The organism is Flavonifractor porci (assembly GCF_037572415.1).
Lineage (GTDB): Bacteria > Bacillota > Clostridia > Oscillospirales > Oscillospiraceae > Flavonifractor > Flavonifractor porci.
In genome coordinates this window covers 13,815-40,247 of record NZ_JBBHLB010000005.1, presented here as the reverse complement: position 1 = coordinate 40,247, position 26,433 = coordinate 13,815, and the positions used below count along the sequence as shown (strand labels likewise).

The window sequence follows — 26,433 nt, the reverse complement described above, 5'->3', positions numbered from 1 at the left end:
GTATGCCTGGACCGAGACAACGCCTGGCTGTGCTGGAGGGGAACGGCCGGAAGCACCTGAGCAAAAGCGAGAAGGCCCAGCGGGCCGCCCAGGAGGTGAACCTGCCCAAGCCCCAAACCATGCGCTTGCCCAAATGGCTGCCGGAAGAGCACCGAAAGGAGTTCCGGGCCCTGGCCAAAGAGCTGCTGGCTACCGATATAGGGGCGGCTCAACTGGACCGGGATACCCTGGGGCGCTATGTGGTGGCCCAGGCCCAGTATGCCCAGGTCTGCAAGATGGCAGGGGAGGCCCTGGCGGCAAAAAACTCCGCCCTGGCGGAGAAGTGGACCAAGATCCAGAACACCTGCTTCAAGCAGGCCAGGGCCTGCGCCAACGATATGGGCATGACCATCACAAGCCGGTGCCGTCTGGTGCTGCCTGAGGGGGCAAAGAAGAAGGAGAAAAACCCCTTTGAGCAGATGATGGAGGAGCGGATGCGCCGTGCCTGAGTTGCTCCAACTGGGACCGGTGACGGTGTGCGCCCCGGACGACGGCGCCATGCTGCGGTACAGCGAGCAGGCGGTGCAGGACGTGCTGGACTTCTTCTCCCTGCTGTGCTTTGGCTCCAACGAATGGGCGGGAGAGCCTTTCCAGCTGTTGGACTGGGAGCTGGACGCCATCCGCAGCTTCTACGGAGTCCAGGAGCAGGACGAGGACGGCAGCTGGAGCCGGTACCGGCGTTTCCTCTATGACGAGCTGCCCAAGAAGAACGGCAAGACAGAGTTTTCCGCCGGTCTTGGGATGTACCATCTGCTGTGGGACGGGGAGAAGCGGCCCAAAGTTGGCATTTTCTCCTCCGACAAGGAAAACGCCGCCCAGGTGTACGAGGCTGCCAAATACATGGTGGAGCATACCTGCCTGGGCCAGCCTGAGCACGACCCCATCGCCTGGGCGGTGGATTCCAAGGGGGAGATCCACACCAGGTACGGCGGCGTGCTGAAGGTGTACTCCGCCGACGCCGAGACCAAGCACGGCTACTCCTTCAGCGCCATTATCTTCGACGAGCTGCACGCCCAGCCCAACCGGCGGCTGTGGGACGTGCTCACCGCAGGCTCCGATGCCGCCCGGCGGCAGCAGGCGGTCATCGTCCTCACCACCGCCGGCGACGACCCGGACCGGAAGAGCATCGGCTGGGAGATCCATGAGAAGTGCCGGCGCATCCTGGCCTGGCGGCGGGGGGAGCCTGAGCGGGAGCTGGATGCCGACGACCCGGCCTGGTGCCCCATCATGTATGGCGTCTCTGTCCTCACCGGTGACGATCCGGACAGGATAGCGGAGCTGGATATCTACGACGAGGCTGTGTGGTATGCCTGTAACCCGGGCCTGGGTCACAACCTGAAGCTGCGAGACTTCCGACGGGAGGCCAGGGCCGCCAAACAGAGCGAGGCGGCGGAACGGCTCTTCCGGTGGCTGCGGCTCAACCAGTGGATCGCCACCAAATCGGTGGGCTGGCTGCCTCTGGGGCTGTACGACAAGACCCAGTGGAACCGGGAGGAGTGGCAGAGCCTGAAGGTCACAGACCGGCGGCAGGCTGTTCGGGATTACCTGATGGGGAAAAAGTGCTTCGGCGGGCTGGATCTGTCCACCACCACCGACCTGACGGCACTGACCCTGCTGTTCCCGCCCCAGGAGGGGCTGGATACCTGGGTGACCTTGTTCTGGGCTTGGCGGCCGGAGGAGGGTGTGCTGGAGGCCGAGCAGCGGGACCATGTGCCCTACCGGGACTGGGCCAGAGCGGAGTTTATCACCCTGTGCCCCGGGGATATGGTGGACTTCTCCATGATTGAGCAGACGGTGGCCTGGTGCGCCGGCGCATTCAACCTGGACACGCTGGGGGTGGACCCCTATCTGAGCCGCACCCTGACTCAGCGGCTTATGGACAGGGGCATCAACGTGGTGGAGATCCCACAGACCATCAAGGAACTGTCCCCGGCCATGAAGGAGCTGGAGCGGCTGATGCGTGCCCATGAGCTGCTCCATGAGCACAATACCTGCGCCAGGTTCTGCTTTGGGGGCGTGCGGTGCTACGTGGACGCCAACGAAAACATCCGGCCGCTGAAGAACCGAAGCACAAACCGCATTGATATGACGGTGGCCTGGATCATCGCCATGGCCACGGCATTGATCCGAATGCCGGTGGGGCCGGATATCAACCAACACGTCTCAGACCCTTCATGGTCTCTGTGAGGATAAAATTGCACCTTGAAAAGTTCATATTGCAGACAACGGAAATTTTTTCAAAACCTCTTGATTTTCTTGTAGCAACAATATATGTTTATTGTAGCAACAAGAAAGGCGGTGAACAGGTGGTTGCAAAGAAAGGCCGTCCTACTTCTGAGAATCCAAAAGACTATATGCTCCGTGTACGGTTAGACCAAGAAACTTTGACACAACTTGACGAGTGCTGCGAAGTGAAAGGGAAAAGCCGTTCGGAGATAGTCCGTGAAGGAATCCAAGAACAGCACGGAAAACTAAAAAAATAGAAACAGCCCGGCACCCTCGACAAGTATCGGACTGTTCCTATTGCACCACACCCGAAGGTTTGGCAAATCTATTATGCCACAGCCTCCGGGGGAAATCAACAGGAGGTTTTTATGATAAGGAATTCTGCCAAAGGGAAAGCGGAGGACGTGCAGGCCAACTTCAACACCCTGCGCGTGCTGGTAGATGCTGTGGACACCAAAGTCACCTTTTTTATCCGGGAGAAAAGCGTATTCGGCCCCTACCATGAATTTATCAAGTCGTATGCGCTGGACATCCAGACGATGCTTGGTGTGCTCAATCACGAAATCTGTGACATGGAGAAAGAGCAGGACGAGCTGGTACATATGCTGTCCAGGGGTGAATGTGATGGGAAAACTGATTGACCTGACCGGGCAGAGGTTTGGGCGGTTAACGGTAATTGAAAGAGCTGAGAACGACCCATACGGAAATGTCAGATGGTTGTGTAGATGTGATTGTGGAAATATTGTAATTAGGCATGGACATAACCTAAGAGGAAGTGGTGAGTCGGACTGTGGATGTGGAAGGCCAGTACGCGCTATAAAGGCTGCGACTAGGCACGGCGGGAAAAATACAAGGCTATACAGTATTTGGGTGGATATGCGCCGAAGGTGTGAAAACCCTAAGAATCCAAGTTTTTCTCGTTATGGAGGACGCGGGATAGCAGTCTGTCTGGAATGGCACGATTTTGCTGTGTTTCGAGCATGGGCTTATGGACATGGCTATTCTGAACTTTTGACGATAGACCGAATTGATAATAGAAAAGAGTATTCACCAGAAAATTGTCGATGGGTCACATTGAAGGTGCAGGAGAATAATAGACGCAATAACACAGTGCTCTTGTTTAAGGGGGAAGCCCATACTCTATCACAATGGGCTGAAATAACAGGAATCCACCGTGCGACCATAGGCCGCAGAATCTATAATTATGGCTGGCCCGTAGAACGTGCCCTTACAGAACCAGTTCACGCAAAACATGGTAAAAAACCAAAGTAGATACGTAGAAAACTTCCGCCGTCTGCGATATGGACGGCGGAAGTTTGTTTTTTGCAGGAGGAGTAGATTTGAAAAAGCGACTGAAACAGCTGGGCAAGGCACTGGGTCTCTATCTGGACGACCTGCTTCTGATCGCCGCAGGCGTGTGCCTGACGGCGGCGGCCTATGAGCAGTATGGTAAGCCGGCCGGATTTGCAGCGGCCGGGGTATGTCTGGCGGCCTATGCCTTTATCATCGCCAGGTCGAGAGGAGGCGGTAAATCGTGATTTTAGGCCAGGCCATGCAGGGTACCAAGGCCGGTATGGAGGAACAGGCCCTCAGCTGGGATGAGGTCCAGGCGTGGTTTAAGCGGATCTTTTTGAGCGGGGAGCTGATGGAGGGGAGTCAGGGAAATGCGGAACGCCTGTCCCCGGTGGCGGCAGCCCACCGGATCCTGACCAACTCCTTCGGCCTGATTCCCTTCGGGGCGTACCGCAAAGATGGAGACGCCAGGATCCCGTATGAAGATGAATATCTGCGCAGGATGCTCAAGGCCCGGCCCAATGACCATATGTCGCCGTTCATGATGCGGAAGGTCGTCATGTCCAACGCATTCTGGCACGGCTTCGGCGCAGTGTGGAACCGGAGGGACAGCGCTGGCCGGGTGATCCAGCGCCTGCCGCTGCCCACCGAGTGCTGCTCGATTCTCAAGGACCCGGACAGCGGTCAGTATTGGTACGAGTACAACGTGGACGGCGTGGTGAAGCGATTCTCCAACTATGAGCTGTCCTTCCTGTTCTTTGAGACCTACGACGGTATCCACGGTCGTGGATTTCTACAGCTGGCCCGGGAGGCCATCGCGGTGGACGCCATGGCGCAACGGTACAGCAAAAAGTTTTATCAGAACGGGGCCCGGCTGAGCGGCATCGTAGAGGTCGATACGGATGCAAACCCGGACACCAGAAACAAGGTCAAGGATCAGTTCAAATCTTATGCCACAGACGATGCCTTTGCGGTGGCGGTGCTGGATCATGGGATGAAGTTTACCCCCATGGGTCTCAACCAGAAGGACAGCCAGTTCATTGAGAGTCGGGAGTTTGCCGTGGAGGAGGTGGCCCGGTTTACCGGTGTTCCAAAGCATATGCTCCAGACCGGCAAGGAGAGCTATAACAGTAACTCCCAGCAGCGGCTGAACTATGTGACGGACGTGCTGCTGCCCTATGTGGTGCAATGGGAGGACGAGGATACCTGGAAGCTGCCTACCCCGGCTCAGAGGCTGGAGGGCGTGTACATCCACGGCGTGGTGGAGGTGCTGCTGCGGGCGGACCCAACCACCAGATCCAACTTCTACCGGGAGATGATCCAGAATTCCATGATGAACCCGGACGAGGCCAGGGCCAAGGAGGAGATGAACCCCATCCCTGGCGGTCTGGGTCAGCAGTTCCTGGTGACAAAAAATCTGGGCTCCTTGGAGTCCGTGCTGAAAGGAGAGGTAGTAACAGATGGTTGACATCGCACTCAGGGGAGAGCTGTGGGACAACGATTCCGCCGACGTGCTGCGCTGGTGGGGCTTTCGGGATATCACGGCCCCTATGGACATCCAGGCTGCCCTGGATGCGGCCGGCGGGGATGAGGTGACCCTGCTCATCAACTCCCCCGGCGGGGACATGACGGTGGGCACTGAGATCCGCTCCATGCTGCGGCGGTATCAGGGCAAGACCACAGCCCTGTTCCAGGGCTATGGGGCCAGCGCAGCCACCCTGGCGGCTACCGGGTGCCAGGTCATCCAGAGTGAGCCTGGGGCCCTGCTTTGCTACCACAACCCCAGCGCCGTTGCAGAGGGTGATTACCACGATATGCGCCGGTCTGCGGAGGCGCTGCGCAATGCCCGGGACTGTGTGCTGGAGGTCTACACCGCCCACAGCAGCGCCAAAAGCCGGGAGGAGCTGATCGCGCTGATGGAGAAAAATATCTGGATCAGCCCCAGCCAGGCGCTGGACTACGGACTGATTGATGAGATCGTGGGCCTGCCCGGCGTGGAGGAGGACCCGGCGGCCTTCGTGGCGGCGGTGGGCGGGCGAATCCGGCTGACGGCCGCCATGAGGCAGCGGTATCAGGACCACATGGACGAGGTGCGGCGTGATACCGAGGCAAAGGAAAAGGCAAAACGCGCTCTGGCAAGGCTGAGAGCGCTTGCAAATTTTTAAATGAAAGGAGCCAAGACTATGGACTTTATGGAGAAGATCACTGACCTGCGGGCCCAGAAGAGCCAGCTACTGGCCAAGGCCCAGGCCTTCGCTGATGAGGGCAACTATGACGAGGTGGACAAGATCACCGAGCAAATGGAGGGCATCAACAACCAGATCAAGAGCCTGGAGAGCCTGGCCAAGCAGAGCCAGGAGAATGCCGATCCCGTCTATGACGGTATCCTGCACGACAAAGGCAAGGCCCCCAAGGAGGGTAAGGGAGGCGAGGACAAGCCCTTTGCTTCCATCGGTGAGCAGCTGGCCGCCATCTACAATTTCCGGAAGAACCACGTGGAGGACAAGCGGTTGCATCAGGTGAACAACGCGGTGCTTGGCGCCAATGAGGGCATCGGCGCCGACGGCGGCTTTGCCATCCAGACCGATTTTGCCGGCGCGATCCTGGAGAGCGCGGTGCAGATGAGCCCCCTGCTCAATCGCCTGGACCGTTACACCTGCTCCAGCGCGGCCAACTCCATGCGGTGGATCAGCGCCGATGAGACCGACGTGAGCAAGTCGGTGTTCGGCGGCGTGCAGATGTACTGGGCCACTGAGGGATCCACCGTGGCCGCCAGCAAGCCTCAGTTCCGGGAGATGAAGATGGATCTGGAGAAGATGATGGGCTTCCTCTACTGCACCGATGAAATGCTGCAGGACGCGGCCTTTATGACCGGCTTTGCCTCTACCGGCTTCTCCCTGGCGGCTGACCGGCTGCTGACCGATGCGGTGATTGCCGGCGACGGCGTGGGCAAGCCTCTGGGCATCATCAACTCCAAGGCCCTCATCACCGTGGCCAAGGAGCAGTCTCAGCCCAACGGCACCTTTGTGGGCAACAACGCCGTAAAGATGCAGGCCAGCGCCATGCCCAAGAACCGCAACCGCCTGGTGTGGCTGATGCACCCCGACGTGGAGGAGCAGCTGCCTCTGCTGGCCATCAAGAGCGGCGACGAGTCCAAGTTCCTGTGGAACCCCGAGGGCGGCCTGGGCGGCTTTGATACCCAGCGGGTGCTGAACAAGCCTGTCCTGTTTGAGGACAGCTGCTCCGCTCTGGGCACCAAGGGCGACATCATGCTGGTGGATCCCTTCCAGTATATCCTGCTGACCAAGGGCGCCGCCAAGCAGGACTGGTCCATCCATGTGGAGTTCCTGACCGATCAGAACTGCTTCCGCATGGTGTACCGCTGTAACGGCGCCCCCAAGGTAAACAATCCCCTGAAGATCAAGAACAGCACCAAGCTCCGCAGCCCCTTTGTGGCGCTGGCGGACCGGAAGTGAGGAGGAGCCACTATGAAGCGTATTTTTGAAGAGCTGATCTGCGCCAACGTCTTTGCCCCCCAGTCCGTGGACGCCTCCACCGACAAGACCACCTCCTTTGTGGACGCCTCCGGCGCGGGTGAGATCGCTTTCCTGGTATCCACCGCCGCCTTGGGCAAGGGTAAGATCTTGACTGTCACGCTGATGGGCTCCAATCAGGCAAACGGCGGAAGCCCCACAGAGATCGGTGATGCCGTGGTGCTGACCGATGCTGTTGGTACTGCGCCTCAGATGGCAGTGGTGAGCTACAAGGTGGACCCCACCAATCCTCGGTACATTGGCCTAAAGTTCCAGCACAACGGTGACGCCGCCGTCCTGTGCGGTGTGTCGGTAGCAGCACGCAGCCTGCACCTGCCCACCGCCAATGGCTGGACCGTGGCAAAATGACTGTGCTGACCGATGAGCGGCGGGCCAGTCTGCTGGCCTATTGCCGCATAGAGGAGCCTACCCAGGAGGAACTGCTCACCCTGGAGACCTTGTACAACGCAGCGGTGGCATACCTGGAGGGGGCGGGGATCTCCCTGCCCACAGAGGGTACGCCCCGGCGGGCCCAGTACGACCTGGCGGTGAACTTCATGGTGCTGCGGGACTTCGACCTGCGGGATGCTACTATCACCGGTACTATCGTGGCTGACAACCCCGCCTTCCGGCGGCTCATTACCCAGCTCAAGCTGAGCGAGCCGAGAGAGGAGGCCTGATCCATGTCCTACATCGGAGCGGGTAAGCTGGACCAGCACCTGGAGGTGCTGGAGCTGCGGGAGACCTCTGCCGGGGTGTGGGAGTGGGTGACCGTCCGCCGGGCCTGGGGCCAGGTGGAGCAGACCGCCAAGACCAATCTGTTTTCCAAGGTCGGCGTGGGGGCCAGGGACGCCGCCATTGTGCTGCGCACCCAGCCCCTCACCCTTCACAACGCCCTGCGCTGGAAGGGGCAGCACCTGTTTCTCGCAGACATTACCAAACGCGACAGAAATCATCTGTATGCGGGGGCGGCTCTGGTGAGCGTAGTGCGCTGTATCGGGCAGGGGTACATCACCACCGTAGGGTCCGGGAACCGGCCTGTAAAGACGGAAAAGCCGCCTGTGACCTTCCCCGGCGTGCTTACAGAAAAATATGTGAAATACGAAAAGGAGGACACCTTTGCCAAGGCCCGCCGTGGCCTGGTGCTGGTGACCTCCAAGCCCATCCAGCTGCGGGAGGGCGACCTGGTGACGGTCCAGGACGGACCGGCGGCCGCTGTGTATCATGTCCAGACCTGTCATGTGCTGGACGATTACAAAAACGAGTATGAGATGGAGTTCAGCCGGGACGTGTGAGAGGAGGCCTGGAAGTGCCTAGTGTACAGATGGATGGATTGGACAAGATCCTAGCCGACTGGGATGCTTTGCAGCGGGAATTCCCCAACATGAAGCGGGAACTGTTAGCGGAAATTGGAAAGGAGATGCTGTCCAGTGTCCAGAGGGAGATCCCCGGTACCGGCACAGTCCGGGGGTGGCAAGAGCGGTATATCGGCTCCAAAAACGGCTATGTGGCGGTCCGGCCCAAGGCCGATACCTACAAGACCACAGCCGGCGGCAAGAAATACGCCGTGGGCTATGTGACCAACGCCATTGAGGGCGGCCACAAGCACCGCAGACCCAGCCAGCAGAAGCGGGACGGCTATCAATACCGGGCTCGGATCAATGTCGCGGCGGTGCCCGGCCTGCACTTCTACGCATCGGTCCGCAGCCAGCTCTCCGGCATGGGTGCGGAGCAGCTGAAGGCGCTGGCCGCCGAGGTGGCGGCCAGATTGGAGGGAAAAACATGACAACCAGTATGGACGTTTGCAATGCGATTGCGGATGTGATCGCCAAGCTGTGGCCGGACAGGATGATCTACCGGGATTTTTGCCCTGTGGATCACCACCGGCCCAGCAGCTATCTGTATGTTACCTCCAGCGAGACGACGCCGGCCAACATCTCGATGGTCCAATGGGAGATGGAAGCCAGCCTGGAGCTGTTCTGCTCCACAGATGAGTATGACGTCAGCTCCACCGAGGCGCTGCGGAAGGATCAGGAGGCGGTGCTGCTGGCCTTTGCGTCTCCCTCCATCCAGGTGGGTGACCGATGGATCACACTGACGGCAAACGGGGACGGCATGGACATGGGCAGCGCCTTTGTTACGTTCTCCGCCGCCTGGATGGATGAGCGGCCGGGCTATCATGATCCGGATGACATGACAGATCCTGTGAGCAGTGCAGTGCCAAAGATGGAGCATATCGAGTGCAGCAGAACTTTTTCCGCTCAGTCCCCGGACGAGCGGACAATCTAATATACGAGGTGAGATATTATGGCAACTACAAACGGCCTGCCCGTGTTGAAGATCGCCTTTGAAAAGGCGGCGGCAGAGGTGGCCAACCGGAGCAAAAAGGGCAACGTGGCTATTTTTGTGCGGGACGCTGCCAGCCAGGGAGTCCATCAGCTGACCTCCACGGCCATGATCCCCACCGGGCTGGGGGAGGATAACAAGAAGCATATCCTTACCGCCTTTGAAGGCAGTGACCGGGGCGTGCCCAGCCTGGTGACCCTGGTGGTCATCGACACGGATTCCGGCGATACCACCGCCCTGGAGGGCGGCCTGAAGGCCATTGAGAAATACCCCATCGACTACCTGGCAGGCCCCAAGGATGTAACGGACGACGAGATGACCAAGCTGGTGGAGTGGGTGAAGGCCCAGCGGGCCATTTACCGTCCTGTTAAGCTGGTGAAGCCCTGGAAGACTGCCGGCAGCGACGATATGGGTATTATCGAACTGGATGAGACCGGAATGATGGATGCTGCCGGTGGGGTGACGGCGGCGGAATACTGCGCCAGAATGGCCGGTATCCTGGCCGGTATCCCTATGGGTATGAGCGCCACCTATGCGGCGCTGCCAGAGCTGACAGCCGTTACGGACCGGACCACGGAGGAGCAGACGACGGCTATTAACAACGGCAAGCTCATCCTGATCCACGACGGGCTCCAGGCCAAGATCGCCCGGGCAGTCAATTCTCTTACTACCATTCCCCCGGAAGGGAAACAGGACTGGAGCCGGATCAAGATTGTGGAGGGCATGGACCTGATTTCCTACTACCTGCGTACCACCATCGAAAATGAGTATCTGGGCCGGTATCCCAATACCTACGATAACAAGCAGATCCTGGTCACCGCGATTTCGGACTATTTCCGTTACCTGGAGCGGGCTGGCGTCCTCTCTGCTGGGGAGAGCTATGCCGAGGTGGACTATGAGCGGCAGCTGCTGTGGCTGACCAGTCAGGGGGTGGATACCTCTGGCATGACCCGAAAGGAGGTCCTGGAGTATCAGACCGGGTCCTGGGTGTTCATCCGGTGCGGCGGCCGCCTGGTAGACGCTATGGAGGACTTCGAGGTCCTGTTCAATAACCTGTAAGGAGGAACGATCATGGCAAGATCCAATATGACGGCCAAGCGGGTGCCCAATGGTACATACGGGACCGTGTGGCTGGATGGAGATCGACTGGCCGAGTGCTATGGGTGCCAGGGTAAGGTAGCCATCAACAGCGAGAAGCTGGCTCTGTGCGGCGAGTTTATGACCCAGACCAAGGCCACTGGAGGCGAGGGTACAGGCTCCTTGATGCTCTATAAGGTGGACAGTGGGATGCTGATCCGGATGCAGTCCATCCAGGACGGCCAGATCCCCGAGATGACGGTCATCTCCAAGCTGGCGGACCCGGACAGCGCCGGCGCGGAGCGCATCGCCTACTACGGTGTGCAGTTCACCGACCTGACCCTGGCAGACTGGCAGGCAGCGACAGCCGGTAAGATCACAGCGCCGTTTACCTTTACTCGGTTTGAGCTGCTGGACGTGATCCCGGTGGAGTAAGGAGGAAACTATGGAGAACAAGGAAAAATCTATCGCCCGGTCTCTGCTGGAGATTCCTGTGACGGAGCCTGAGACGGCTATGGTCCAGGTGACCCGCCTGGGCCTGTCCATTACCCTGAAGGAGATCCCCTACAACAAGCTGACTGCCCTGCGGGGCACGGAGGACGCGGATCTCCACTATATGCTGGCCAGCTGTGTCAGCCCCAATTTTAAGGACAAGGCCTGGTATCAGGACCACATGGGATGTCCCACGCCGGTGGACGCACTGAAAAAGCTGCTGAGACCCGGTGAGGTGCGGGCCATTCTGCGCCAGTGCGACACGCTCAACGGTTATGGCCCAGGCGCTGTGATTGCCCTGGAGGAGGAGCCGGACGTGCTGCAGGATGTGGCCGTGGGCGTAGCCCTGGAGGACCTGGAAAAAAACTAACCCATGACACAGAGCTGGCAGCGGCTCAGCGGCTGCTGATCCGACACGGTATCTTCCCCGGAGCGTTCTTCCGCCTCCCGCCCGGGGAACGTGCTGTGATCTGTGCCATGATGATCGACTATGAGAGGCGGAGGGAGGAGGGACCGTAATGCCAACTGACGCCAGCATCGCTATGAGCGTGCAGGACAATCTTTCGTCCGCTATCGTCGGGATGAAGAACTCCATGACCAACTTCCGTTCCGATGTCACCGCCCTCCAGAGCGAACTGGACCGGCTGAATGCTACCAGGGTCAATATGCGGGTTGACTTGTCCAGTGCCAAGCGAGAGGCCCAAGCCGCCCAGCAGGCCTTTGAAGCGCTGGGAGACAGCGCCACAGAGGCTGAACGACAGGCGGCTGAGGCAGACTGGAAAAAGGCCGAGGAAAACCTTGAAAATATTCGCCAGCAATATGATCTGGTGAGCCGGCAGGTGCGGCAGACCACTCGTGATATGGAAAATGCCTCCGGTGCCCTCAGCCGGGCGGATAACCGGGCAGGCAGTGCAGGAGGTGTGTTGTCTGCCCTGGGCCAGGCGGGAGCCTCGTCCATGTTGGGAGATGTAGTCAGTCAGTGGGCCGGTACCCTGGTTGGCTCCGCCTTCGGCAGCGATGTGGGAAGCCTGTTTTCCAGTGCCCTGGGTGGCGCTGGCAGCGGTGCGGCTATTGGATCTATGATAGCACCTGGCGTCGGAACGGCGATTGGTGCTGCTCTGGGCGGTCTGGTGGGGCTGGTCGGCGGAGGTGCTCAGATTTATGAGCAGCAGGACGATGCGTTTAAAGAGTATTACCAGCAGCTTTATGAGCAGGGGCAGCAGCAGGAGCAGGAGAGCCTGACCAGCGGATCTGCCACTGCATCTCAGCGGGAGCTGGATGAGATCGCCTTTAATCGCCTGTTGGGCCAGGGAACCGGCAGCAAGTATTTATCCGACCTGCGGGTCATGGCGGCTGCTACGCCTATGGAGTACAGCGATCTGACCAACATGAGCCGGGCTTTGGCCACCGGCTTTGGGGATAGCCCGGAGCGGATGCTGGACTTGATGGCCGCCATCGGCGACGCCGGTAGTGCCGTTGGTGTCACTGCCGAGGATATGACCATGATGGCCCAGGCCATGAGCCGGATGCAGGGTTCCGGCAAGGCCAGTCTGGAGTACCTGAATATTCTCCAGGAACGTGGTGTCAATGTCATCGGTATGCTGGCAGAGGCCTACGGCAAGAGCCAGGGTGAAATCTACGACATGATCTCCAAAGGTAAGATCAAGGGGCAGGATGCCGTGGACATTATCCAGTCCGGCATGGAGTCCATGTATGGCGGTGCCATGGAGGTCATGTCGCAAACCTTTAGCGGGCTTACATCCACCCTGGAGGACGCGATGACAGAAATTGACGCAGCCAGGGGTAACGGATACAACGAGACGCGGGCAAGCGGTCTCCAGCAGGAGATCGACGCCTACGGTGGCTTGTTGGGTGAGGCGGTGTCTAACCTCAACACCATTGCCGGACAAAACCAGGCCTATTTGGACAATCTGTCCGATCAGTATACCAGGGAGGCCCTCAGCGCGGTTCTGCTTGGGCAGGAGACCACACCGGGCCTTTTCGATGATAAGACGGCAGCCGAGCTGAGAGAAATGCGAGGAGACTTCATCAAGGCATCCGCCGACTATGAAAATGGAAGCCAGGAGGCAGGTCTTAAGATGGACAACCTACGCATGGAGGCGGAAGCTTTGGCTACTGCAGCCTATGAGAGCAGCAGTGCATATCAGCTTGTCCACGACAGTGAACTGGATCTGATCGGTGCGATCCGGGAGAATACAGCAGCACTGAATGGATGGCGGAACAATTATGATACCCAGCAGGAGTTCAGCAAGGGACAGGGGACCAGTACACAGGATGCCCTGCCCGGCGGAACATGGGGCTGGTGGAGGAAGAACGCCTACGGCCTGAATCGTGTCCCCTATAATGATTTTCCCGCCCTCCTCCATGAGGGAGAACGGGTCCTCACCGCCCGGGAGGCCCGGGAGGCTGACAGCAAGCCAAAACCCCGTATTGCCATCTACATCAGCGGCAACCAGTTCGGCGCGGGGGTATCTGCTGAGGAGGTCGCCCAGCGGCTGGCAGACCAGATCGAGCTGAAGTTCGCGGCGGGGGTGCTGTCATGAGACGGATCATATCCTTTTTGGAACCGGCCGCCGGCAAGGAGCTAGTCCTGCCGGTGACGCCGCCCTCTTATGACTGGACCCACGGCAGCCGGGTGGAGACCATCCAGTTGGATCAGCTGGGGGAGATCAATCTGCCCGGCGGCCGCCTGATGGGCAGCTGCACCCTGTCGGATGTGCTGTTTCCGGCCAAGCTATATCCCTTCTGCAACCCCGGAGCCGTGGCCAATCCCTATGTGTACCTGGAGCAGCTTCAGCGATGGAGCGACAGCCGCAAGCCGGTACGCTGGATGGTGTCGGGGACGCCTACCAACGCCCTGGTGCTGCTGGAGAGCGTGACCTATGGCGAGCGGGACGGCACCAACGATGTCTATGCCTCTATCTCTCTGCGGCAGTATACGGCGCCGGAGACGCCGGTCCTGGCCATCTCCGGCGGCGATGCCCAGACATCCAGGGACGCCGGTACAGGCGCGGCCTCCACCCGGACCTACACCGTCCAGGCGGGAGACACCCTCTCGGGGATCTGCCGTAAATTTTACGGGGACGGCAGCCTGGCCTACCGGCTGGCCGCCGCCAACAGCAAGATCATCAAGAATCCCAATCTGATCTATCCCGGGCAGGTGCTCACCATCCCGCCCAAGGACCAGCTGCCGGCAGCCATGAAGGTGAGCGCCAGCGTCAAGACCGCCAAGGCCACAAAGACGGTCTACAGCAAGGAAGATAAGGTCTGGAAGGTCCAGCTTGCCAAAGAGCAGGCGGCCATGAGGTGACGGTATGGACTATGAGCTGATCCTGACAGCCCCCAGCGGGACCTCCAGAGACGTGACGCAGCTGGTCCAGACTATTACCTGGAGCGGCTCGGACAGCCAGACCGCCCGGGAACTGTCAGCCTCATTGGCGGTGCCCAAAGACGGCAGCGTGCCCCCTCCGGAGCTGGTGGAGGGGGCTCAGCTGATCTTCCGGCGGGAGGGGATACAGCTCTTTGCCGGGCCGCTGCTCTCCGCCACCACCAGCTCCCAGTCCTCTGTGGTGGACCTGTCCGCCCTGGATCGTGGGCGGTACCTGGTAAAAAATGAGGGCTGGTACCAATTTGCAAACGCAGCGCCCGAGACCGCCGTGGCCGCCATCTGTCGGGACTACAACATCCCGGTGGCAAGCCTGGCCAAGACGGGGTTGACCGTGTCACGCAAGTTCCCTGGCATAGCGCTGGACAAGATCATCAAGTCCCTGTATGCCCTGGCTGCCCAGAAAAACGGGAAGCGCTACCTGGCCCGCTTTACAGGCTCAGGTGCGCTGGAGGTGGTGGAGAAGCCCAGTGCCGCCACCCTGGACATCAAGAGCACCATGGGGGTCACCAACACCTGGGACATCTCCAATCTGCAGAACAGTGTGGTCATCCGTACCGATACCGGCGCCCTGGTACGCCGGGTGGAGGACAAGGACTCTATCGGCCTGAACGGCCGGTTGGAGCACGTCCTGATCCAAAAGGCTGGGGAGGACGCCGGGGCGGAGGCCAAGGCCTGGCTGGAGGACCATGGCCTCCAGCAGAACCTGACGGTGGAGACGCTGGGGGATATCCGGCTGATCTCCGGCAATGCCGTCAAGCTGCGGGATACCGGCAGCGGGGTGACCGGCCTGTTTTGGATCGAGAGCGACACCCACACCTGGAAGAACGGCCAGTATTACTGCAAGGTCAAGCTGAATTTCCGCAATCTGGCGGACGACACCATCTCGGGGAGTGAGCTCAAATGAACACATTTGAAGAAAACGCCGGGCGGATCGCCCGGAGCATGGGGGCGGCGGCCAGACAGGTGGCCGACCCCTCCCCGGTTTTGATCGGGACTGTGGTCAGCGTTTCCCCGCTGAAGGTCCGGGTAGATGGGTTGGACGTAGGGGCGGAGTCTCTGCGCATCAATGCGGCGCTGCTGGCCGGGTATGACCCCGGCCTGTCCGGCACACTGACCGGCACGGGCTCCATGGGCTCTGTGACCACGGAGGTGGAGCCGGGAGATCTGACCCGGAAAACGGCTGCCTTACAGGCGGGGGACAGTGTGGCGGTGCTCTCCCTGGACCGGCAGACCTACTACATCCTCTGTAAGGTGGTGACGCCATGACGCTTTTCCCCATGTTTTCCACACCGGTTGCTGAGAATGTGGAACTACCTCTCTACACCGATGTGGCCATGGACTATGAGGCCGGGACGCCCCGGTGGGAGAGCGGCCAGCCGGTGGTGGTCACCGGCCTGGAGGCGGTCAAAAGCTGGGCCTGGCGGGCTGTTGCCACCGCCCGCTATCAATGGGCGGCCTTCTCCTGGTCCTACGGATGCGAGCTGGAGGCCCTGGTGGGCCAGCCATACCAGGCGGATACCAAAATCAGCGAGGCCACCCGATACCTGCAGGACGCCCTGCTGGTATCTCCCTATATTACCGCTGTAGACGTGACGGAGGCGTCCTTTGATGGCTCCACGTTCCATATGAGGGTGGAGCTTACCACGGTCTACGGGAAGGAGGGTTTCTATGTTTGAGGACCGCACCCAGGAGCAGATCAAGGCTGAGATGCTGGCTGATATCGACCAGGAGACTGGCCTCTCCTCCATGGCGGGCAGTTATGCCGATGCCACAGTGGGGGCGGCGGCCCGGCAGATCAGCGAATTTTATCAGGCGCTGCCGTCTGTGGTGTCCATGCTCTTTGTGGACGAAACCAGCGGAGGGTATTTGGATCTGGTAGGGCAGACCTATTTCAACATCACCCGCAGGCCGGGCACCAAAGCCCGGTGTGGCATTACGCTGACCGGCAGCGCTGGCGCTGTGATCCCGGCTGGCACGCTGTTCCTGACCGCCACAGGCCTTCAATTTGCCCTGATGGAGAGCGTGACCATCCCGGAGGGCGAAACGGCCAACGGTGTCCTGGAGGCTGCCCAGGAGGGCGCTGACTACAATGTAGGCCCTGGAGCGATTGTCAGTATGTTTATCAATCTGCCCGGCCTGACCTCCTTCTCCAATCAGCAGGCTTCCGGCGGCACTGACACCGAAAGCGACGCCGCTCTGCTCCGGCGTATCCAGGAGCGCCGGCAGAAGCCGATTAACGGTACCAATGGCTGGCAGTACCGGGCCTGGGCCATGTCGGTACCGGGTGTTGGAGACGCCAAGGTGGTAGAGCTGGCAGAGGGGGCTGGCACCGTGGGTGTGACTCTGGTTGACAGTACAATGGCACCGGCCTCCCCGGAGATCGTGGAGGAGTGCCAGACACTCATTGACAGCCAGCGGCCGGTGGGCGCCACAGTGGCGGTAAGCGCCCCCACGCCCCTGGAGGTGAATGTGGCGGCGGTAGTGATCATATCTTCCGCCACATCGGCTGAAGCTGTAGAAACAGCCTTTCAGGAGCGGCTGGCGGAGTACCTGGCCGGCCTGATCCGGGAGAAATACGACGTGATCTACTATGCGCCGGAGGACGACAAGGCCTATACCGTGATCTATAACCGGATCTTGGCGCTGCTGCTGACCGTTGACGGTGTGATCAATGCCACCTCCCTCACCGTCAACGGGGGAACGGCGGATACCACAGTGCAGCCTGATCAGGTACCGGTGATTGGCAGCCTGGAGGTGACCACCTGATGGACCGATATGATCTGATGCTCCAGCTGCCGGCCCTGTATCGCAGCATTCCTTTTACGGAACTCCAGCGTGTACTGGGTGAGATGTGCCGACGAGCGGGGCAGGATCTGGACTTCACCCTTGCACAGCTGTGGCCTCAGACCGCCAGCGGATGGGGCCTGGAGCTGTGGGAAACGGCCTATGGTATCCCGATAGATCTGTCCAAGGATGAGGAATTCCGACGTACCAGGGTGATCTCCAAGCTGCGGGGACAGGGGACTCCCACGGTGGAACTGATCCAGGCGGTGGCGGCGTCCTTCGCAAATGGGCAGGTGGAGGTGGTGGAGCACAGTGACGAGTATTATTTTGTGATCAAGTTCGTCTCTGTGATGGGCGTCCCGCCCAATATTGAGGATCTGGCAGCTGCTGTGAATGAGATCAAGCCGGCACATCTCAGCTTTATGTTTGAGTATTTGTACCGGCTGTGGAGGGACCTGAAGTCCTACACCTGGAGAGAATTGTCCAGGAAAACTTGGCAAGATGTGAGGGAGGCCAGCTTACCATGACAGAGACCACCAATTATAAACTGAAAAAACCTGGCTACGAGGATTATGTGGACATTGGATCCCTGAATGCAAATGCTGATGTCATTGATGCAGAACTTCATAAGCTGAACGCAGGCAAGTCTGATACGGTTAAGCCAAGTGCGGCGGGGAATCTGGCGGCCTTGGCTGCGGACGGAAAACTGCAGGACAGCGGCAGAAAACCTGGGGAGAAAAATGGAGTGGCGACACTTGACGAGACTGGGCACATCCCCGGTGATCAGCTGCCCAACAGTTTTTTGCCGCTGAAGGGTGGCACCATGTCCGGCCCCATCAATATGAATGGGCAGAGAATCACGGGCCTGCCCAAGCCGGCAGCTGGAAGTGATCCGATGAGGAAAGACGATGGAGCCTCCGCCGCTACACTTGGACTTTACGGCCTTGGTGCTGACAGCACGGTGGATGATGTGCTGGCGTATTTAGGGAAATATGTACAGACTGCTCCTAAAAGCGCCACCGGCTCCTACGTTGGTACTGGTACTTATGGAGAAAGCAACCCAAATTCTTTAAAGTTTGAGTTTGAGCCAAAATTTGTTCTTATTTTTTCAGGCGGTGATAATAATTCGGTATATTACGGAATGGCTTTTTTGACATCTCATGCCGGATACTCTTATAAACCAGCAGGTCCAAACGGACAATGGTTTTATGTGGGTAAGATTACACCACTCTTTAAATCAAATGGGGTTACCTGGACTGCTGGTAGCGCTGAAACTCAAATGAACAATAAATTTTCTTACTATTACGTTGCAATCGGTTAAAATGGAGGCCAGTCATGTATATCGACCCTAAAACTCGTTTTAATCAGTCTAACCCAGCACCCGGCCTCCTGCCGCTGACCGCTGAACAGGAAGCCATGTACCTCCAATACAATGGGTTCATCCGTATTACCAGCACCGACCCCGTGACCATCGAGCCGGACACCGAGGCGTGGGAGGCGTGGAAGGCCGCAGAGGCCGAGAAGCCGCCGATCCCACAGATGCCCACCCCAGAAGAACAGCTGCGGGCGGACGTGGACTATTTGGCCATTATGACGGGGGTGGAACTGTGAACGTATACGAACTGGCCAAGCTGTATTATCCCAGGCTGTGGGACAAGGCGCGTATCCAGGCATTGGAGGCCGCCGGCAAGCTGACGGAGGAGGAGACCGCGGCCCTTCTGAATCCGGTGGACAGTCAGGAGGAGTGAGATGATACTGTTTCAGGACTGGACCATCCAGGCTGAGGGACAGGTGCTGGCCCGGCAATACGATAACCTGACTCGCGAACTGCGGGTTGAGGGCCTGATTCCGGAGGGCTGGATCTGGGATCTGCTGGTGCAGGCTGGGGAGCAGCTGGATGTGATCCGCCTGACACCGGGGGATAGGGTGTTGTCCGTTACGCTGACGGCTGAAATGCTGGCCCTGTCCGGGTTCTATATGCTCCAGCTGCGGGGCACCCAGGGGGATAAGGTGCGGCACACCAATATCATCCGTGTCTTTGTGCCGGAGAGCCTGTCCGGAAACGCCAAGTGGCCGGAACTGCCTACGGAATTTGCACAGGCGGAGGCAAATATCCGGGAGCTCAACGCCCACCCGCCTGTTCCGGGTGGGGACGGCTTCTGGCAGCTGTGGGATCTGGAGACGGATCAGTATCTCCCGTCAGAACTGCCCCTGCCCTCCGGCGGGGCCGGCAATGTATCATCTCAGGAGATCAATACCATCCGGGTCCTGAGCCGTGAAGAGTATGACGCCCTCCCGGACAAATCGTCCAAAACCCTCTATCTGATCATGGGGTGAGGTAATGAAGATCGGTGAAAAGGAAGTGGAAGGGCTCTTTGTGGGCCACATGGGTATCAAAACGGCCTGTCTTGGGAAAATGTCCATCTATGAAAGGCCGGGTGGATACATTTATCTGGAACTGAAAGATGAAAAGGAGATGGAAGAATGGCAAGCTACTTCAACCTAACGCTGGACACCCTGGCGCCCAGCGGCCTGACTCTCAGCATCAATGATGGGGCGCTTTACGCCACCAAAACCACGGTCAAGCTGACCATTGGCGTATCGGACGAGCAGACCTCCGGATACCAGATGAAAATCTGGGGTATCAGCGGCGTGGACGACGAGGGGTCCGCCAGCTGGGAGACCTTTGCTACGGAAAAGTCTGTGGAACTGACGGCAGGAGACGGGCTGAAAACGGTACATATCAAGGTGCGGGACGACGTGGGCAACGAGTCCGCCGAGGTGTCCGACGACATCACCCTCAATACGGCGGTGCCTGTGGTCACCATTACCGGACCCGACAAGGCCAAGATCTCCAAGATCAGCGGCTTCGACAAGTCCAAGATCAGCTTTACTGTTGATGTGGACTTTGAGGAGTACAAGGTGTGTGTGGTGCCCCAGACCTCCAGCACCCAGGATGCGGGGACCCAGATCCCCACCGACGGCGGCTCTGTCAACACCTCCGGCGCTGAGGGCAGCTATCCCAAGACCACGCCCATTGAGGTCACCATCACCGGTACCGACCTGGCGACTGCCTCTGCCGGCGATGGCCTGAAGATCGTCAAGGTCTTTGTACGCAACGCCGCAGGCACCTGGAGCGTTGCCTGATGGGTGCGCCGGGGCTGACCTTTTCCATCAGCCGGGACAAGCTGTCCGCACAGCCTGGGTTTGATGCCATTACGGTGACCTTTATGGCAGACCAGACGTGTCTGGCTTTTGAGTGCCGGGCCACCAAATCCGGGGAGGACTACGGGGTAGGGAAGGGCGTCCTGGTGGCGTCCTTCTCGGCCACCCCGGCCGGCATCCAGAGGACCTTTGAGGTCTACGATGACTTCCTGGTCCGGGGAGATGGCCAGTACCGTATTTCCCTCTACGCCAAGGGCGAGGATGGCAGCTGGAATGACAATCACCTCTATCTTCCGATAGGAAGTGATGCCTACCTGACTGCGGATGGAGAGGCCTATCTCTGTATGAGGGAGTGAAGAATATGGATGGCTATAACGGCGCCTTTACTGGACAGCAGATTGATGAGGCTATTGGAACGGTGCTGCGGAGTGGTGCAAAGACGGTGCCGTTCACCAGTGGGCAGTGGTCCGGAGGGACACTTCGGATTGGCGCCTCCAGCCACGGCCTGAAGAGCGGAGCCTTTCACTATGTCCTGCAACAGCGGGTTTCCGATGTACTGAAAAGCGGTACCTGGGCTGTTGCAGGTACCAGCGTGACTTATGAGAGCGAATCAGGGGATGTGGTGCTTACCAGCGTTACGGCCTTTGATGGTTCCATAACTTTCTTTGGACAACAGAAAGACCCGACGCAAGCGGTAAAATGAAAGGAGAATGACTATGAAAACGAACCTGAATGAACTGGTAGTAGCTATCTACGCCCGCGCGGACATGGACCGCGAAGAGACCGGAACCTCTGACATTGGCGTTGCGGCATCTAAGATCCGTAATAACATCCGGCAGGGTCGGGCGGTAGACCCCGTAGAGGGCGTTCCTGCCAAGTACATTCCGGACTTTGCTTTCTTCCATGCCTATGAGGTCAAGGTCGGAACTGACGCCTTTGTCCATGAGTGGGATTCCATGCGCGATGCCATGCGTGACAATGAGATTCGCCTCTCCCAGCTGTGGCAGGCTGGCGACTACACCGACATGGTGAGCCTCATGGACAGTTATGAAGGTGATTGCCAGTGAGATTGATTGCTGATCTTCCCATCACAACTGTCGATGGAATCGAGATCTTCGTCAACAAATTCCGCTACACCATCTCGCAGGTAGCCGCCCAGGCTCAGGCCAGGCGGCCGGACTGCAAAATTTACATTGTCACCGGCGGGATGTGGAACGCGGACGGCTCCGCCTGTCCGCTGCTGAAGGCAGACGGCATATGGATCTCCCCCAAGCCGTGGAGTTCCTATGGCTACGCCTGGGATAATGGCCCCGATATCATGCCGACCCTGGACCGAGACGCCAAGGACAACTTCTGGTCCACCACCTGCCTCATCGGTCCCAACGGCCCTGTGGAAAAGCCCAGCTACGACAAAGCGGGTCAGGGCGGCAAACGGGGAAGGGCAGGCATTGGCACAAAGCCCGCCTATCTGCGGCTGTACGCCTCCCAGGACGGCACGGCGGATGCTCGTACCCCTGAGGCCCTGCGGGACGATATGGCTGCCGACGGCTGCACATCCTTCGTCATGGGGGACGGCGGCGGGTCTGCCCAGTGCTGGTTTGACGGCCAGACCATCAAAGGGGATGGCCGGAAATGCCATAATTACATCATCGTATATGTAAAGAAAGAATCGGCGGATACCCCGCCGGACAAGGAGGACAATCCTGTGAGCAAGCCTGTTGTATGCCTGGATCCCGGCCACGGACCGGGGTGTGCCAATGGAGCCCCGGACGGGAGCTACAGGGAATGTGACTTTACCTGGGATATGTACACCCGCCTGCGGCCTCTGCTGGAGGCCCAGGGCATAACCGTGGTGGGGACCAGGGAACAGGAGAGCGACTATCCCGGCCTCAGCGCCCGGGCGTCGGTAAGCAACCGGACGGGGGCCGACCTGTTCGTCTCACTCCACTCCAACGCCGCCGGAAGTACCGCCCGCGGCTTTGTGGCCTTCACCTCCGCGCCTCCGGAGACGGCAGCGCGGAATAAGCTGGCGGTCGCCATCATCAACCGCGTCCACGCCGCCGGCGTGGTGCTGTGGGGCAGCGGTCTGGCCCATGAGCTGTACACGGTGCTGGCCTCCACCACCGCCCCGGCGGTGCTGCTGGAGTACGGCTTCCACACCAACGCTCAGGACCTGGCCCTGCTGAAGGACGCCGCCTACCGGGACAAGCTGGCCCAGGCCACCTGCGCCGGGATCTGCGACTATCTGGGGCTGGAGGTCAAGGAGCCGGACCAGGAGAGCGGGCAGCCCAATGAGCCGGACGGCTGGGCCAAGGAGGCGTGGAGCAAGGCCGTGGCCGCCGGGATCTTCGACGGCACCCGGCCCCGGGACGGGCTGACCCGTCAGGAGGCTGCCGTGGTGCTGGACCGGCTTGGACTGCTGCCGGAGAAAGGAGCCTGACATGGAGCACATCAATTCCTTCAAAGCGGCGGTGGCCGCCCTTTGTGCAGCCCTCACCGCCCTGTGGGGCTGGTTTGGGTGGGTAGTGGTGGCCTGGGTGGGCTGTATGCTCATCGACTACGCCACCGGCTCCGCTGCCGCCCTGCGGGCGGGGGAGTGGTCCAGCAAGTCGGCTAGGGACGGCATCTGGCACAAGCTGGGCAGCGTGGTAGCCGTCATCGTGGCGGCCATTCTCGATACAGTTATTGGCCATCTACTGGGCAACGTGCCCGGAGTGGAGCTGCCATTCACCTACACGGTGCTGCTCTGCCCTCTGGTGGTGATCTGGTACATCCTCACCGAAGCGGGCAGCATCATTGAAAACGCCGGCGCCCTGGGGGCTCCTATTCCAGCTTGGCTCACCAAAATGATTGCGGCATTGGAGTCCAAAGTAGATCAGGCGGGGGATAAACTGGGAGGGAATAATGCTCCTCCGAATGACTGAATAGAGTGCTTTAGGGGGTATACTCTGGGGGTAAATTGGTTGAAATACCTACTACTACAATATTCTTGATTGCCTTTTAAGCAGTGGGTCCGGGGTTCGAATCCCCGACGGGTCACCACAACACGCAGATACGAACCCTTTTTGTGGTGAAGAATGTATTTGCGGTAAATGAAGAGATAGAGCCAAGGTCGTAAGACCTTGGCTCTATCTCTTTTATTATTGTCTTAATTTTAATCAAATACTTTTATACATGGCCATACTATATTTTTTAATATCGCAGGGGTTGATAATCTGATACATTTCAATAATCTGCCGAAAATAAGTATGTATATCTGTAGGATTAATTTCTGTTACACAGCGATCCTCTGGCAAAAGTCCAGCACGAGCATTTTGCCAAGGACGTTCGCTATGAGTCATTTTTTCAAGGATTGTACCAGAGTAACAACTAAAGGCTGATATTATTGCATCAAGAAATTCAATTTCTCTTGTAGTTAATTCTTGTGTTGTTTCGTCAGAATCTAACCCCGGTGCGTCAATAGGGTTGTAGCCATATTCACGGTATTTATAGTAAACATCAGGATATACAGGACCATGTACCCAAGCTTGACAGGAATCCTTAAATAATTCTGTTCCAAAAAGAGCAAAATAAAAAGACTGTGCATAGTATAGCATTTTCTGCAGAGCAAGCGGTGTGATATCAGATACTTTACGCAGGAAGTATCTGACTACAACTTCAATTTTGCGAGATCCATACAATTCGTTTAATTTATCTAATTGCTCTCTGCATTTTGAGTACGCAAGCGTACCGACAGACTCGTGGTTTGCTTCCAGATATTTTTCCATTTCTTTATGAGAACTTAAAATCTTTAGCAATATATCAGAATTCTGTTTGGAAGGAATATGTCCATTTAAATAGCGATTGATGGTAATTTCCCCAAAGCCGAGGACTTTGGCTAAAGGGCCAGCGCCAATATTATATTTTTTCAAAATTCGTTGGATTTCATCTATAGTAATTAGTCCGGACGCCTTGCGAAAAGCATCCTCACGAGCCTGCGCATTCGCATCGTTGATTGCAGGGACATAGACCTCTTCTCCACATTCAGAGCAATAAGCTCTATTTTCAACAAAGCTAAAAGAAATCCCCCTCACAGTTGCCTCTGAACGACTGCTATGTACTCGGTAACTTCTCTCACTCCCACACCTTAAACAAAAACTCTTATTCATAATGCGCTCCATAATCCTTTCCTCCTATTTGCTTGTTACGTCGCGCCTCCTACATATCGTGCATTCCTTCCCTGTGGAACGAGATTACTATTACCATCTCCATGTTTGGCGGTACAGTAATGATGTAGTCCTTGATATATAATGTCGCTGTTATCTCTTCACCATATGATTCTAAGTTCACTTGCTTCATAAAAATGAATATATCAGCATCGGGGTATCGAACATTGTCGTTCTGCCTGATCTCAATACAATCTTCCACTGTCAATGATTTGAGTATTTCAACCTTTTCCTGGTCACGCAGGTTAAACTCAATATCGAGTTCCCGGTTCTTATCAGATGGTTTGAAAGTATATTGACTTGTTGGAAAAAGTGCTTTTGCCCGCTCCAAAAAGATTTTCACTCGGGCCTGATCCGGTTCGCTCAAACAACTCGTGACTCTTCACCTCGTTCCCTTTGTGTATCTACATATTAACGCGCTGATAAGATTTTGTCAATATCTTATCAGCGCGTCTAAAGATATTACTTATTTTACATTTTAAATTAAATATGAAATCAAACTACTCTTACAAGATCATAAAGTCTGATGTCGTTTTCTGGGTATTAATCCTCTATTGATCGTTACAGGTAAGATATAGTGCCATATTTTAGATAATACTTTGTCCCTCATTATACAATGTATAGATTGCAACAGTTGCATACATCCATGCAACAAACAAATATAATTTTTTGTTCACATCAAAGCATATAAATAATTGTGATACTAAAATTTAACAATATTTTTACTCCCCTTTAGGTTAAGCGTTGCTTTATATCCGTATGGTGTGGCACCCTTAATGTCTTGCATTGAGTAACCGCTCAAATTGTGGTGTACCCAGTAGTCACGTCCTACATTTAGGCGATGTAATTTTGGCAACACTTATCTTGAAAAGGGACTATTTTTAATAAAATTATTCATTAAAAAGTCGGTTTTCCAAATGCGCAGTTAGAACTATATAGAAGATCCAGAAATTGTGATGAGGCAAGACATAACCATTGCAAATAAACAAAAGTTTAAACGAGGTTCTTAATAAGCAATAAGTAAAGTAATATTATTGACATTTTAGATACTATTAGAATGTATCTTGACAAAGCACTACACTACCCATATAATAAATACATACTTAGAGAATGTTTTGGGAGGAGCACAGCGGATGGCACGGAACAAATACCCAGAAGTCACCGAGGAGCGGATTTTGGATGTAGCGCAACGCCTCTTTTTGGAGAAGGGCTACGAGAACACTACAATCCAGGACATCGTGAACGAGCTGGGCGGCCTTACGAAAGGTGCGGTGTACCATCACTTCAAGTCCAAAGAGGAAATCATGGACGCGGTGAGTGACCGTATGTTTTTTGAAAATAACCCCTTCGAGGCAGTGAAAGGTCGCACCGATCTGAACGGGCTCCAAAAGTTGCGTGAAGTAGTCCGGCTGAATCAGGCAGATACAGCCCGTACCAATATGACAGCACAGTCCATTCCGATGAATCACAATCCCAGAGTATTGGTCGGAATGATCGATGCCAACCGCCGGATTCTTACCCCGTATTTTCTGGAACTCATCGAGGAGGGGAACCGGGACGGCTCCATCCACACAGAGTATGCCAAGGAGATTGCTGAGCTGCTGCCGCTGCTCACCAGCCTGTGGCTGCTGCCATCTGTGTTTCCGGCCACCAAAGAGGAGATGCGGCGGAAATTCTCCTTTATCGGGGAGATGATGGAGAAGATGGGCGTGCCTCTGTTTGACGATACCATTCAGCGGCTGGTAGACGAGTTTTTTGAGCAAATCCCCGACCTGAAATAAAATTGCCTCACGGCAATTTTATTTTGGATACATACATTCATTCTGAAGGTATTATATTTTAAATACCGCAGTCAATTACTGTG

The 26,433-nt window shown here is 57.2% G+C and carries 37 protein-coding genes and 1 tRNA gene; 36 read left to right on the top strand and 2 right to left on the bottom strand.

Going from position 1 to position 26,433, the window contains the following annotated elements; all coding sequences use genetic code 11:
- The first annotated feature begins 2 nt into the window (after positions 1-2).
- The 35 genes from WHJ28_RS05800 to WHJ28_RS05630 all read left to right on the top strand — a co-directional run bounded on the left by WHJ28_RS05800 (position 3) and on the right by WHJ28_RS05630 (position 23,406).
- On the top strand, positions 3-488 hold the full coding sequence (locus tag WHJ28_RS05800; RefSeq protein ID WP_340040545.1) for a phage terminase small subunit P27 family: 486 nt from the start codon (positions 3-5) through the stop codon (positions 486-488).
- Positions 481-2,226 (top strand): terminase large subunit, encoded by a 1,746-nt coding sequence (locus tag WHJ28_RS05795; protein WP_340040543.1) that lies wholly within the window; start codon positions 481-483, stop codon positions 2,224-2,226. The genes WHJ28_RS05800 and WHJ28_RS05795 overlap by 8 nt, the downstream gene beginning before the upstream one ends.
- Positions 2,214-2,522: a ribbon-helix-helix domain-containing protein gene (locus WHJ28_RS05790; protein ID WP_340040541.1), complete on the top strand. Its 309-nt coding sequence runs from the start codon at positions 2,214-2,216 to the stop codon at positions 2,520-2,522. Before WHJ28_RS05795 ends, WHJ28_RS05790 begins: the two co-directional genes overlap by 13 nt.
- Positions 2,523-2,633: 111 nt before the next feature.
- A complete protein-coding gene (locus WHJ28_RS05785; protein WP_340040539.1) occupies positions 2,634-2,906 on the top strand; it encodes a hypothetical protein in 273 nt (90 codons plus the stop codon).
- Positions 2,907-3,605: 699 nt separating this feature from the next.
- Positions 3,606-3,803 (top strand): hypothetical protein, encoded by a 198-nt coding sequence (locus tag WHJ28_RS05780; protein WP_340040537.1) that lies wholly within the window; start codon positions 3,606-3,608, stop codon positions 3,801-3,803.
- The gene (locus WHJ28_RS05775) at positions 3,800-5,026 is read left to right on the top strand and encodes a phage portal protein (RefSeq protein WP_340040535.1); all 1,227 of its coding nucleotides are present in this window, start codon (positions 3,800-3,802) and stop codon (positions 5,024-5,026) included. Before WHJ28_RS05780 ends, WHJ28_RS05775 begins: the two co-directional genes overlap by 4 nt.
- Positions 5,019-5,723 (top strand): Clp protease ClpP, encoded by a 705-nt coding sequence (locus tag WHJ28_RS05770; RefSeq protein ID WP_340040533.1) that lies wholly within the window; start codon positions 5,019-5,021, stop codon positions 5,721-5,723. The genes WHJ28_RS05775 and WHJ28_RS05770 overlap by 8 nt, the downstream gene beginning before the upstream one ends.
- An 18-nt stretch (positions 5,724-5,741) precedes the next feature.
- Complete coding sequence (locus WHJ28_RS05765) at positions 5,742-7,034, top strand: phage major capsid protein (protein ID WP_340040531.1); 1,293 nt, start codon at positions 5,742-5,744, stop codon at positions 7,032-7,034.
- A gap of 12 nt (positions 7,035-7,046) precedes the next feature.
- Positions 7,047-7,460 carry a hypothetical protein gene (locus tag WHJ28_RS05760; RefSeq protein ID WP_340040529.1) on the top strand — a complete coding sequence of 138 codons (414 nt, stop codon included), beginning with the start codon at positions 7,047-7,049 and terminating at the stop codon, positions 7,458-7,460.
- Positions 7,457-7,771, top strand: a complete 315-nt coding sequence (locus WHJ28_RS05755; protein ID WP_340040527.1) for a head-tail connector protein — start codon at positions 7,457-7,459, stop codon at positions 7,769-7,771. Before WHJ28_RS05760 ends, WHJ28_RS05755 begins: the two co-directional genes overlap by 4 nt.
- A gap of 3 nt (positions 7,772-7,774) precedes the next feature.
- Entirely contained in the window at positions 7,775-8,386 is a 612-nt protein-coding gene (locus tag WHJ28_RS05750) for a hypothetical protein (RefSeq protein WP_340040525.1), read from the top strand.
- A 14-nt stretch (positions 8,387-8,400) separates the two neighbouring features.
- Positions 8,401-8,877 carry a hypothetical protein gene (locus WHJ28_RS05745; protein ID WP_340040523.1) on the top strand — a complete coding sequence of 159 codons (477 nt, stop codon included), beginning with the start codon at positions 8,401-8,403 and terminating at the stop codon, positions 8,875-8,877.
- Positions 8,874-9,380, top strand: coding sequence for a hypothetical protein (locus tag WHJ28_RS05740; protein ID WP_340040521.1), 507 nt, complete (start codon positions 8,874-8,876; stop codon positions 9,378-9,380). Before WHJ28_RS05745 ends, WHJ28_RS05740 begins: the two co-directional genes overlap by 4 nt.
- Positions 9,381-9,398: 18 nt before the next feature.
- On the top strand, positions 9,399-10,496 hold the full coding sequence (locus WHJ28_RS05735; protein ID WP_340040519.1) for a phage tail sheath C-terminal domain-containing protein: 1,098 nt from the start codon (positions 9,399-9,401) through the stop codon (positions 10,494-10,496).
- Between the two features lie 12 nt (positions 10,497-10,508).
- Positions 10,509-10,949, top strand: a complete 441-nt coding sequence (locus WHJ28_RS05730) for a phage tail tube protein (RefSeq protein WP_191434575.1) — start codon at positions 10,509-10,511, stop codon at positions 10,947-10,949.
- A gap of 10 nt (positions 10,950-10,959) precedes the next feature.
- Positions 10,960-11,376, top strand: a complete 417-nt coding sequence (locus WHJ28_RS05725; protein WP_340040510.1) for a phage tail assembly chaperone — start codon at positions 10,960-10,962, stop codon at positions 11,374-11,376.
- Positions 11,377-11,524: 148 nt separating this feature from the next.
- Entirely contained in the window at positions 11,525-13,570 is a 2,046-nt protein-coding gene (locus tag WHJ28_RS05720) for a tape measure protein (RefSeq protein ID WP_340040508.1), read from the top strand.
- The gene (locus WHJ28_RS05715; RefSeq protein WP_340040506.1) at positions 13,567-14,337 is read left to right on the top strand and encodes a LysM peptidoglycan-binding domain-containing protein; all 771 of its coding nucleotides are present in this window, start codon (positions 13,567-13,569) and stop codon (positions 14,335-14,337) included. Before WHJ28_RS05720 ends, WHJ28_RS05715 begins: the two co-directional genes overlap by 4 nt.
- 4 nt (positions 14,338-14,341) lie before the next feature.
- Positions 14,342-15,319 (top strand): XkdQ/YqbQ family protein, encoded by a 978-nt coding sequence (locus tag WHJ28_RS05710; protein ID WP_340040503.1) that lies wholly within the window; start codon positions 14,342-14,344, stop codon positions 15,317-15,319.
- On the top strand, positions 15,316-15,681 hold the full coding sequence (locus WHJ28_RS05705; protein ID WP_340040501.1) for a DUF2577 family protein: 366 nt from the start codon (positions 15,316-15,318) through the stop codon (positions 15,679-15,681). Before WHJ28_RS05710 ends, WHJ28_RS05705 begins: the two co-directional genes overlap by 4 nt.
- Entirely contained in the window at positions 15,678-16,091 is a 414-nt protein-coding gene (locus WHJ28_RS05700) for a DUF2634 domain-containing protein (RefSeq protein WP_340040499.1), read from the top strand. Before WHJ28_RS05705 ends, WHJ28_RS05700 begins: the two co-directional genes overlap by 4 nt.
- Positions 16,084-17,181, top strand: coding sequence for a baseplate J/gp47 family protein (locus WHJ28_RS05695; protein ID WP_340040497.1), 1,098 nt, complete (start codon positions 16,084-16,086; stop codon positions 17,179-17,181). The genes WHJ28_RS05700 and WHJ28_RS05695 overlap by 8 nt, the downstream gene beginning before the upstream one ends.
- Complete coding sequence (locus WHJ28_RS05690) at positions 17,181-17,726, top strand: putative phage tail protein (RefSeq protein ID WP_340040495.1); 546 nt, start codon at positions 17,181-17,183, stop codon at positions 17,724-17,726. The genes WHJ28_RS05695 and WHJ28_RS05690 overlap by 1 nt, the downstream gene beginning before the upstream one ends.
- Positions 17,723-18,520 (top strand): hypothetical protein, encoded by a 798-nt coding sequence (locus tag WHJ28_RS05685; RefSeq protein ID WP_340040493.1) that lies wholly within the window; start codon positions 17,723-17,725, stop codon positions 18,518-18,520. The genes WHJ28_RS05690 and WHJ28_RS05685 overlap by 4 nt, the downstream gene beginning before the upstream one ends.
- Before the next feature lie 14 nt (positions 18,521-18,534).
- The gene (locus WHJ28_RS05680) at positions 18,535-18,810 is read left to right on the top strand and encodes a hypothetical protein (protein ID WP_340040491.1); all 276 of its coding nucleotides are present in this window, start codon (positions 18,535-18,537) and stop codon (positions 18,808-18,810) included.
- Positions 18,807-18,947, top strand: coding sequence for a hypothetical protein (locus tag WHJ28_RS05675; protein WP_340040489.1), 141 nt, complete (start codon positions 18,807-18,809; stop codon positions 18,945-18,947). Before WHJ28_RS05680 ends, WHJ28_RS05675 begins: the two co-directional genes overlap by 4 nt.
- 1 nt (position 18,948) lies before the next feature.
- Positions 18,949-19,536 (top strand): phage upper tail fiber protein, encoded by a 588-nt coding sequence (locus WHJ28_RS05670; protein WP_340040487.1) that lies wholly within the window; start codon positions 18,949-18,951, stop codon positions 19,534-19,536.
- Between the two features lie 4 nt (positions 19,537-19,540).
- Positions 19,541-19,705, top strand: coding sequence for a hypothetical protein (locus WHJ28_RS05665; RefSeq protein WP_162611091.1), 165 nt, complete (start codon positions 19,541-19,543; stop codon positions 19,703-19,705).
- Positions 19,684-20,346, top strand: a complete 663-nt coding sequence (locus tag WHJ28_RS05660) for a hypothetical protein (RefSeq protein ID WP_340040484.1) — start codon at positions 19,684-19,686, stop codon at positions 20,344-20,346. The genes WHJ28_RS05665 and WHJ28_RS05660 overlap by 22 nt, the downstream gene beginning before the upstream one ends.
- Positions 20,346-20,720, top strand: coding sequence for a hypothetical protein (locus WHJ28_RS05655; RefSeq protein ID WP_340040482.1), 375 nt, complete (start codon positions 20,346-20,348; stop codon positions 20,718-20,720). Before WHJ28_RS05660 ends, WHJ28_RS05655 begins: the two co-directional genes overlap by 1 nt.
- 5 nt (positions 20,721-20,725) lie before the next feature.
- Complete coding sequence (locus WHJ28_RS05650) at positions 20,726-21,067, top strand: hypothetical protein (RefSeq protein ID WP_087270281.1); 342 nt, start codon at positions 20,726-20,728, stop codon at positions 21,065-21,067.
- Positions 21,068-21,080: 13 nt separating this feature from the next.
- Positions 21,081-21,431, top strand: a complete 351-nt coding sequence (locus WHJ28_RS05645) for a hypothetical protein (RefSeq protein WP_340040478.1) — start codon at positions 21,081-21,083, stop codon at positions 21,429-21,431.
- Positions 21,428-22,804 (top strand): N-acetylmuramoyl-L-alanine amidase family protein, encoded by a 1,377-nt coding sequence (locus tag WHJ28_RS05640; protein WP_340040476.1) that lies wholly within the window; start codon positions 21,428-21,430, stop codon positions 22,802-22,804. Before WHJ28_RS05645 ends, WHJ28_RS05640 begins: the two co-directional genes overlap by 4 nt.
- 1 nt (position 22,805) lies before the next feature.
- A complete protein-coding gene (locus tag WHJ28_RS05635) occupies positions 22,806-23,288 on the top strand; it encodes a phage holin family protein (RefSeq protein WP_340040475.1) in 483 nt (160 codons plus the stop codon).
- 26 nt (positions 23,289-23,314) lie between these two features.
- Positions 23,315-23,406 (top strand) — tRNA-Lys (locus tag WHJ28_RS05630).
- A gap of 116 nt (positions 23,407-23,522) precedes the next feature.
- On the opposite strand, the gene WHJ28_RS05625 is transcribed toward WHJ28_RS05630, so the two are convergent.
- Positions 23,523-24,524: a type II TA system antitoxin MqsA family protein gene (locus WHJ28_RS05625; RefSeq protein ID WP_340040474.1), complete on the bottom strand. Its 1,002-nt coding sequence runs from the start codon at positions 24,522-24,524 to the stop codon at positions 23,523-23,525.
- Between the two features lie 37 nt (positions 24,525-24,561).
- Complete coding sequence (locus WHJ28_RS05620) at positions 24,562-24,936, bottom strand: hypothetical protein (RefSeq protein ID WP_340040472.1); 375 nt, start codon at positions 24,934-24,936, stop codon at positions 24,562-24,564.
- Between the two features lie 766 nt (positions 24,937-25,702).
- On the opposite strand from WHJ28_RS05620, the gene WHJ28_RS05615 reads away from it, so the two are divergent.
- The gene (locus WHJ28_RS05615) at positions 25,703-26,350 is read left to right on the top strand and encodes a TetR/AcrR family transcriptional regulator (protein ID WP_340040471.1); all 648 of its coding nucleotides are present in this window, start codon (positions 25,703-25,705) and stop codon (positions 26,348-26,350) included.
- Positions 26,351-26,433: the final 83 nt, after the last annotated feature.

Bases quoted from the DNA above. Each gene is read 5' to 3' on its own strand.
- WHJ28_RS05650 (WP_087270281.1), top strand. From the start codon at position 20,726: ATGGATGGCTATAACGGCGCCTTTACTGGACAGCAGATTGATGAGGCT.
- WHJ28_RS05700 (WP_340040499.1), top strand. From the start codon at position 15,678: ATGACGCTTTTCCCCATGTTTTCCACACCGGTTGCTGAGAATGTGGAA.
- WHJ28_RS05720 (WP_340040508.1), top strand. From the start codon at position 11,525: ATGCCAACTGACGCCAGCATCGCTATGAGCGTGCAGGACAATCTTTCG.
- WHJ28_RS05645 (WP_340040478.1), top strand. From the start codon at position 21,081: ATGAAAACGAACCTGAATGAACTGGTAGTAGCTATCTACGCCCGCGCG.
- WHJ28_RS05705 (WP_340040501.1), top strand. From the start codon at position 15,316: ATGAACACATTTGAAGAAAACGCCGGGCGGATCGCCCGGAGCATGGGG.
- WHJ28_RS05740 (WP_340040521.1), top strand. From the start codon at position 8,874: ATGACAACCAGTATGGACGTTTGCAATGCGATTGCGGATGTGATCGCC.
- WHJ28_RS05735 (WP_340040519.1), top strand. From the start codon at position 9,399: ATGGCAACTACAAACGGCCTGCCCGTGTTGAAGATCGCCTTTGAAAAG.
- WHJ28_RS05800 (WP_340040545.1), top strand. From the start codon at position 3: ATGCCTGGACCGAGACAACGCCTGGCTGTGCTGGAGGGGAACGGCCGG.
- WHJ28_RS05635 (WP_340040475.1), top strand. From the start codon at position 22,806: ATGGAGCACATCAATTCCTTCAAAGCGGCGGTGGCCGCCCTTTGTGCA.
- WHJ28_RS05660 (WP_340040484.1), top strand. From the start codon at position 19,684: ATGGCAAGCTACTTCAACCTAACGCTGGACACCCTGGCGCCCAGCGGC.
- WHJ28_RS05625 (WP_340040474.1), bottom strand. From the start codon at position 24,524: ATGGAGCGCATTATGAATAAGAGTTTTTGTTTAAGGTGTGGGAGTGAG.
- WHJ28_RS05670 (WP_340040487.1), top strand. From the start codon at position 18,949: ATGATACTGTTTCAGGACTGGACCATCCAGGCTGAGGGACAGGTGCTG.
- WHJ28_RS05750 (WP_340040525.1), top strand. From the start codon at position 7,775: ATGTCCTACATCGGAGCGGGTAAGCTGGACCAGCACCTGGAGGTGCTG.
- WHJ28_RS05685 (WP_340040493.1), top strand. From the start codon at position 17,723: ATGACAGAGACCACCAATTATAAACTGAAAAAACCTGGCTACGAGGAT.
- WHJ28_RS05730 (WP_191434575.1), top strand. From the start codon at position 10,509: ATGGCAAGATCCAATATGACGGCCAAGCGGGTGCCCAATGGTACATAC.
- WHJ28_RS05765 (WP_340040531.1), top strand. From the start codon at position 5,742: ATGGACTTTATGGAGAAGATCACTGACCTGCGGGCCCAGAAGAGCCAG.
- WHJ28_RS05785 (WP_340040539.1), top strand. From the start codon at position 2,634: ATGATAAGGAATTCTGCCAAAGGGAAAGCGGAGGACGTGCAGGCCAAC.
- WHJ28_RS05760 (WP_340040529.1), top strand. From the start codon at position 7,047: ATGAAGCGTATTTTTGAAGAGCTGATCTGCGCCAACGTCTTTGCCCCC.
- WHJ28_RS05615 (WP_340040471.1), top strand. From the start codon at position 25,703: ATGGCACGGAACAAATACCCAGAAGTCACCGAGGAGCGGATTTTGGAT.
- WHJ28_RS05715 (WP_340040506.1), top strand. From the start codon at position 13,567: ATGAGACGGATCATATCCTTTTTGGAACCGGCCGCCGGCAAGGAGCTA.
- WHJ28_RS05710 (WP_340040503.1), top strand. From the start codon at position 14,342: ATGGACTATGAGCTGATCCTGACAGCCCCCAGCGGGACCTCCAGAGAC.
- WHJ28_RS05755 (WP_340040527.1), top strand. From the start codon at position 7,457: ATGACTGTGCTGACCGATGAGCGGCGGGCCAGTCTGCTGGCCTATTGC.
- WHJ28_RS05790 (WP_340040541.1), top strand. From the start codon at position 2,214: ATGGTCTCTGTGAGGATAAAATTGCACCTTGAAAAGTTCATATTGCAG.
- WHJ28_RS05655 (WP_340040482.1), top strand. From the start codon at position 20,346: ATGGGTGCGCCGGGGCTGACCTTTTCCATCAGCCGGGACAAGCTGTCC.
- WHJ28_RS05680 (WP_340040491.1), top strand. From the start codon at position 18,535: ATGTATATCGACCCTAAAACTCGTTTTAATCAGTCTAACCCAGCACCC.
- WHJ28_RS05695 (WP_340040497.1), top strand. From the start codon at position 16,084: ATGTTTGAGGACCGCACCCAGGAGCAGATCAAGGCTGAGATGCTGGCT.
- WHJ28_RS05770 (WP_340040533.1), top strand. From the start codon at position 5,019: ATGGTTGACATCGCACTCAGGGGAGAGCTGTGGGACAACGATTCCGCC.
- WHJ28_RS05690 (WP_340040495.1), top strand. From the start codon at position 17,181: ATGGACCGATATGATCTGATGCTCCAGCTGCCGGCCCTGTATCGCAGC.
- WHJ28_RS05725 (WP_340040510.1), top strand. From the start codon at position 10,960: ATGGAGAACAAGGAAAAATCTATCGCCCGGTCTCTGCTGGAGATTCCT.
- WHJ28_RS05665 (WP_162611091.1), top strand. From the start codon at position 19,541: ATGAAGATCGGTGAAAAGGAAGTGGAAGGGCTCTTTGTGGGCCACATG.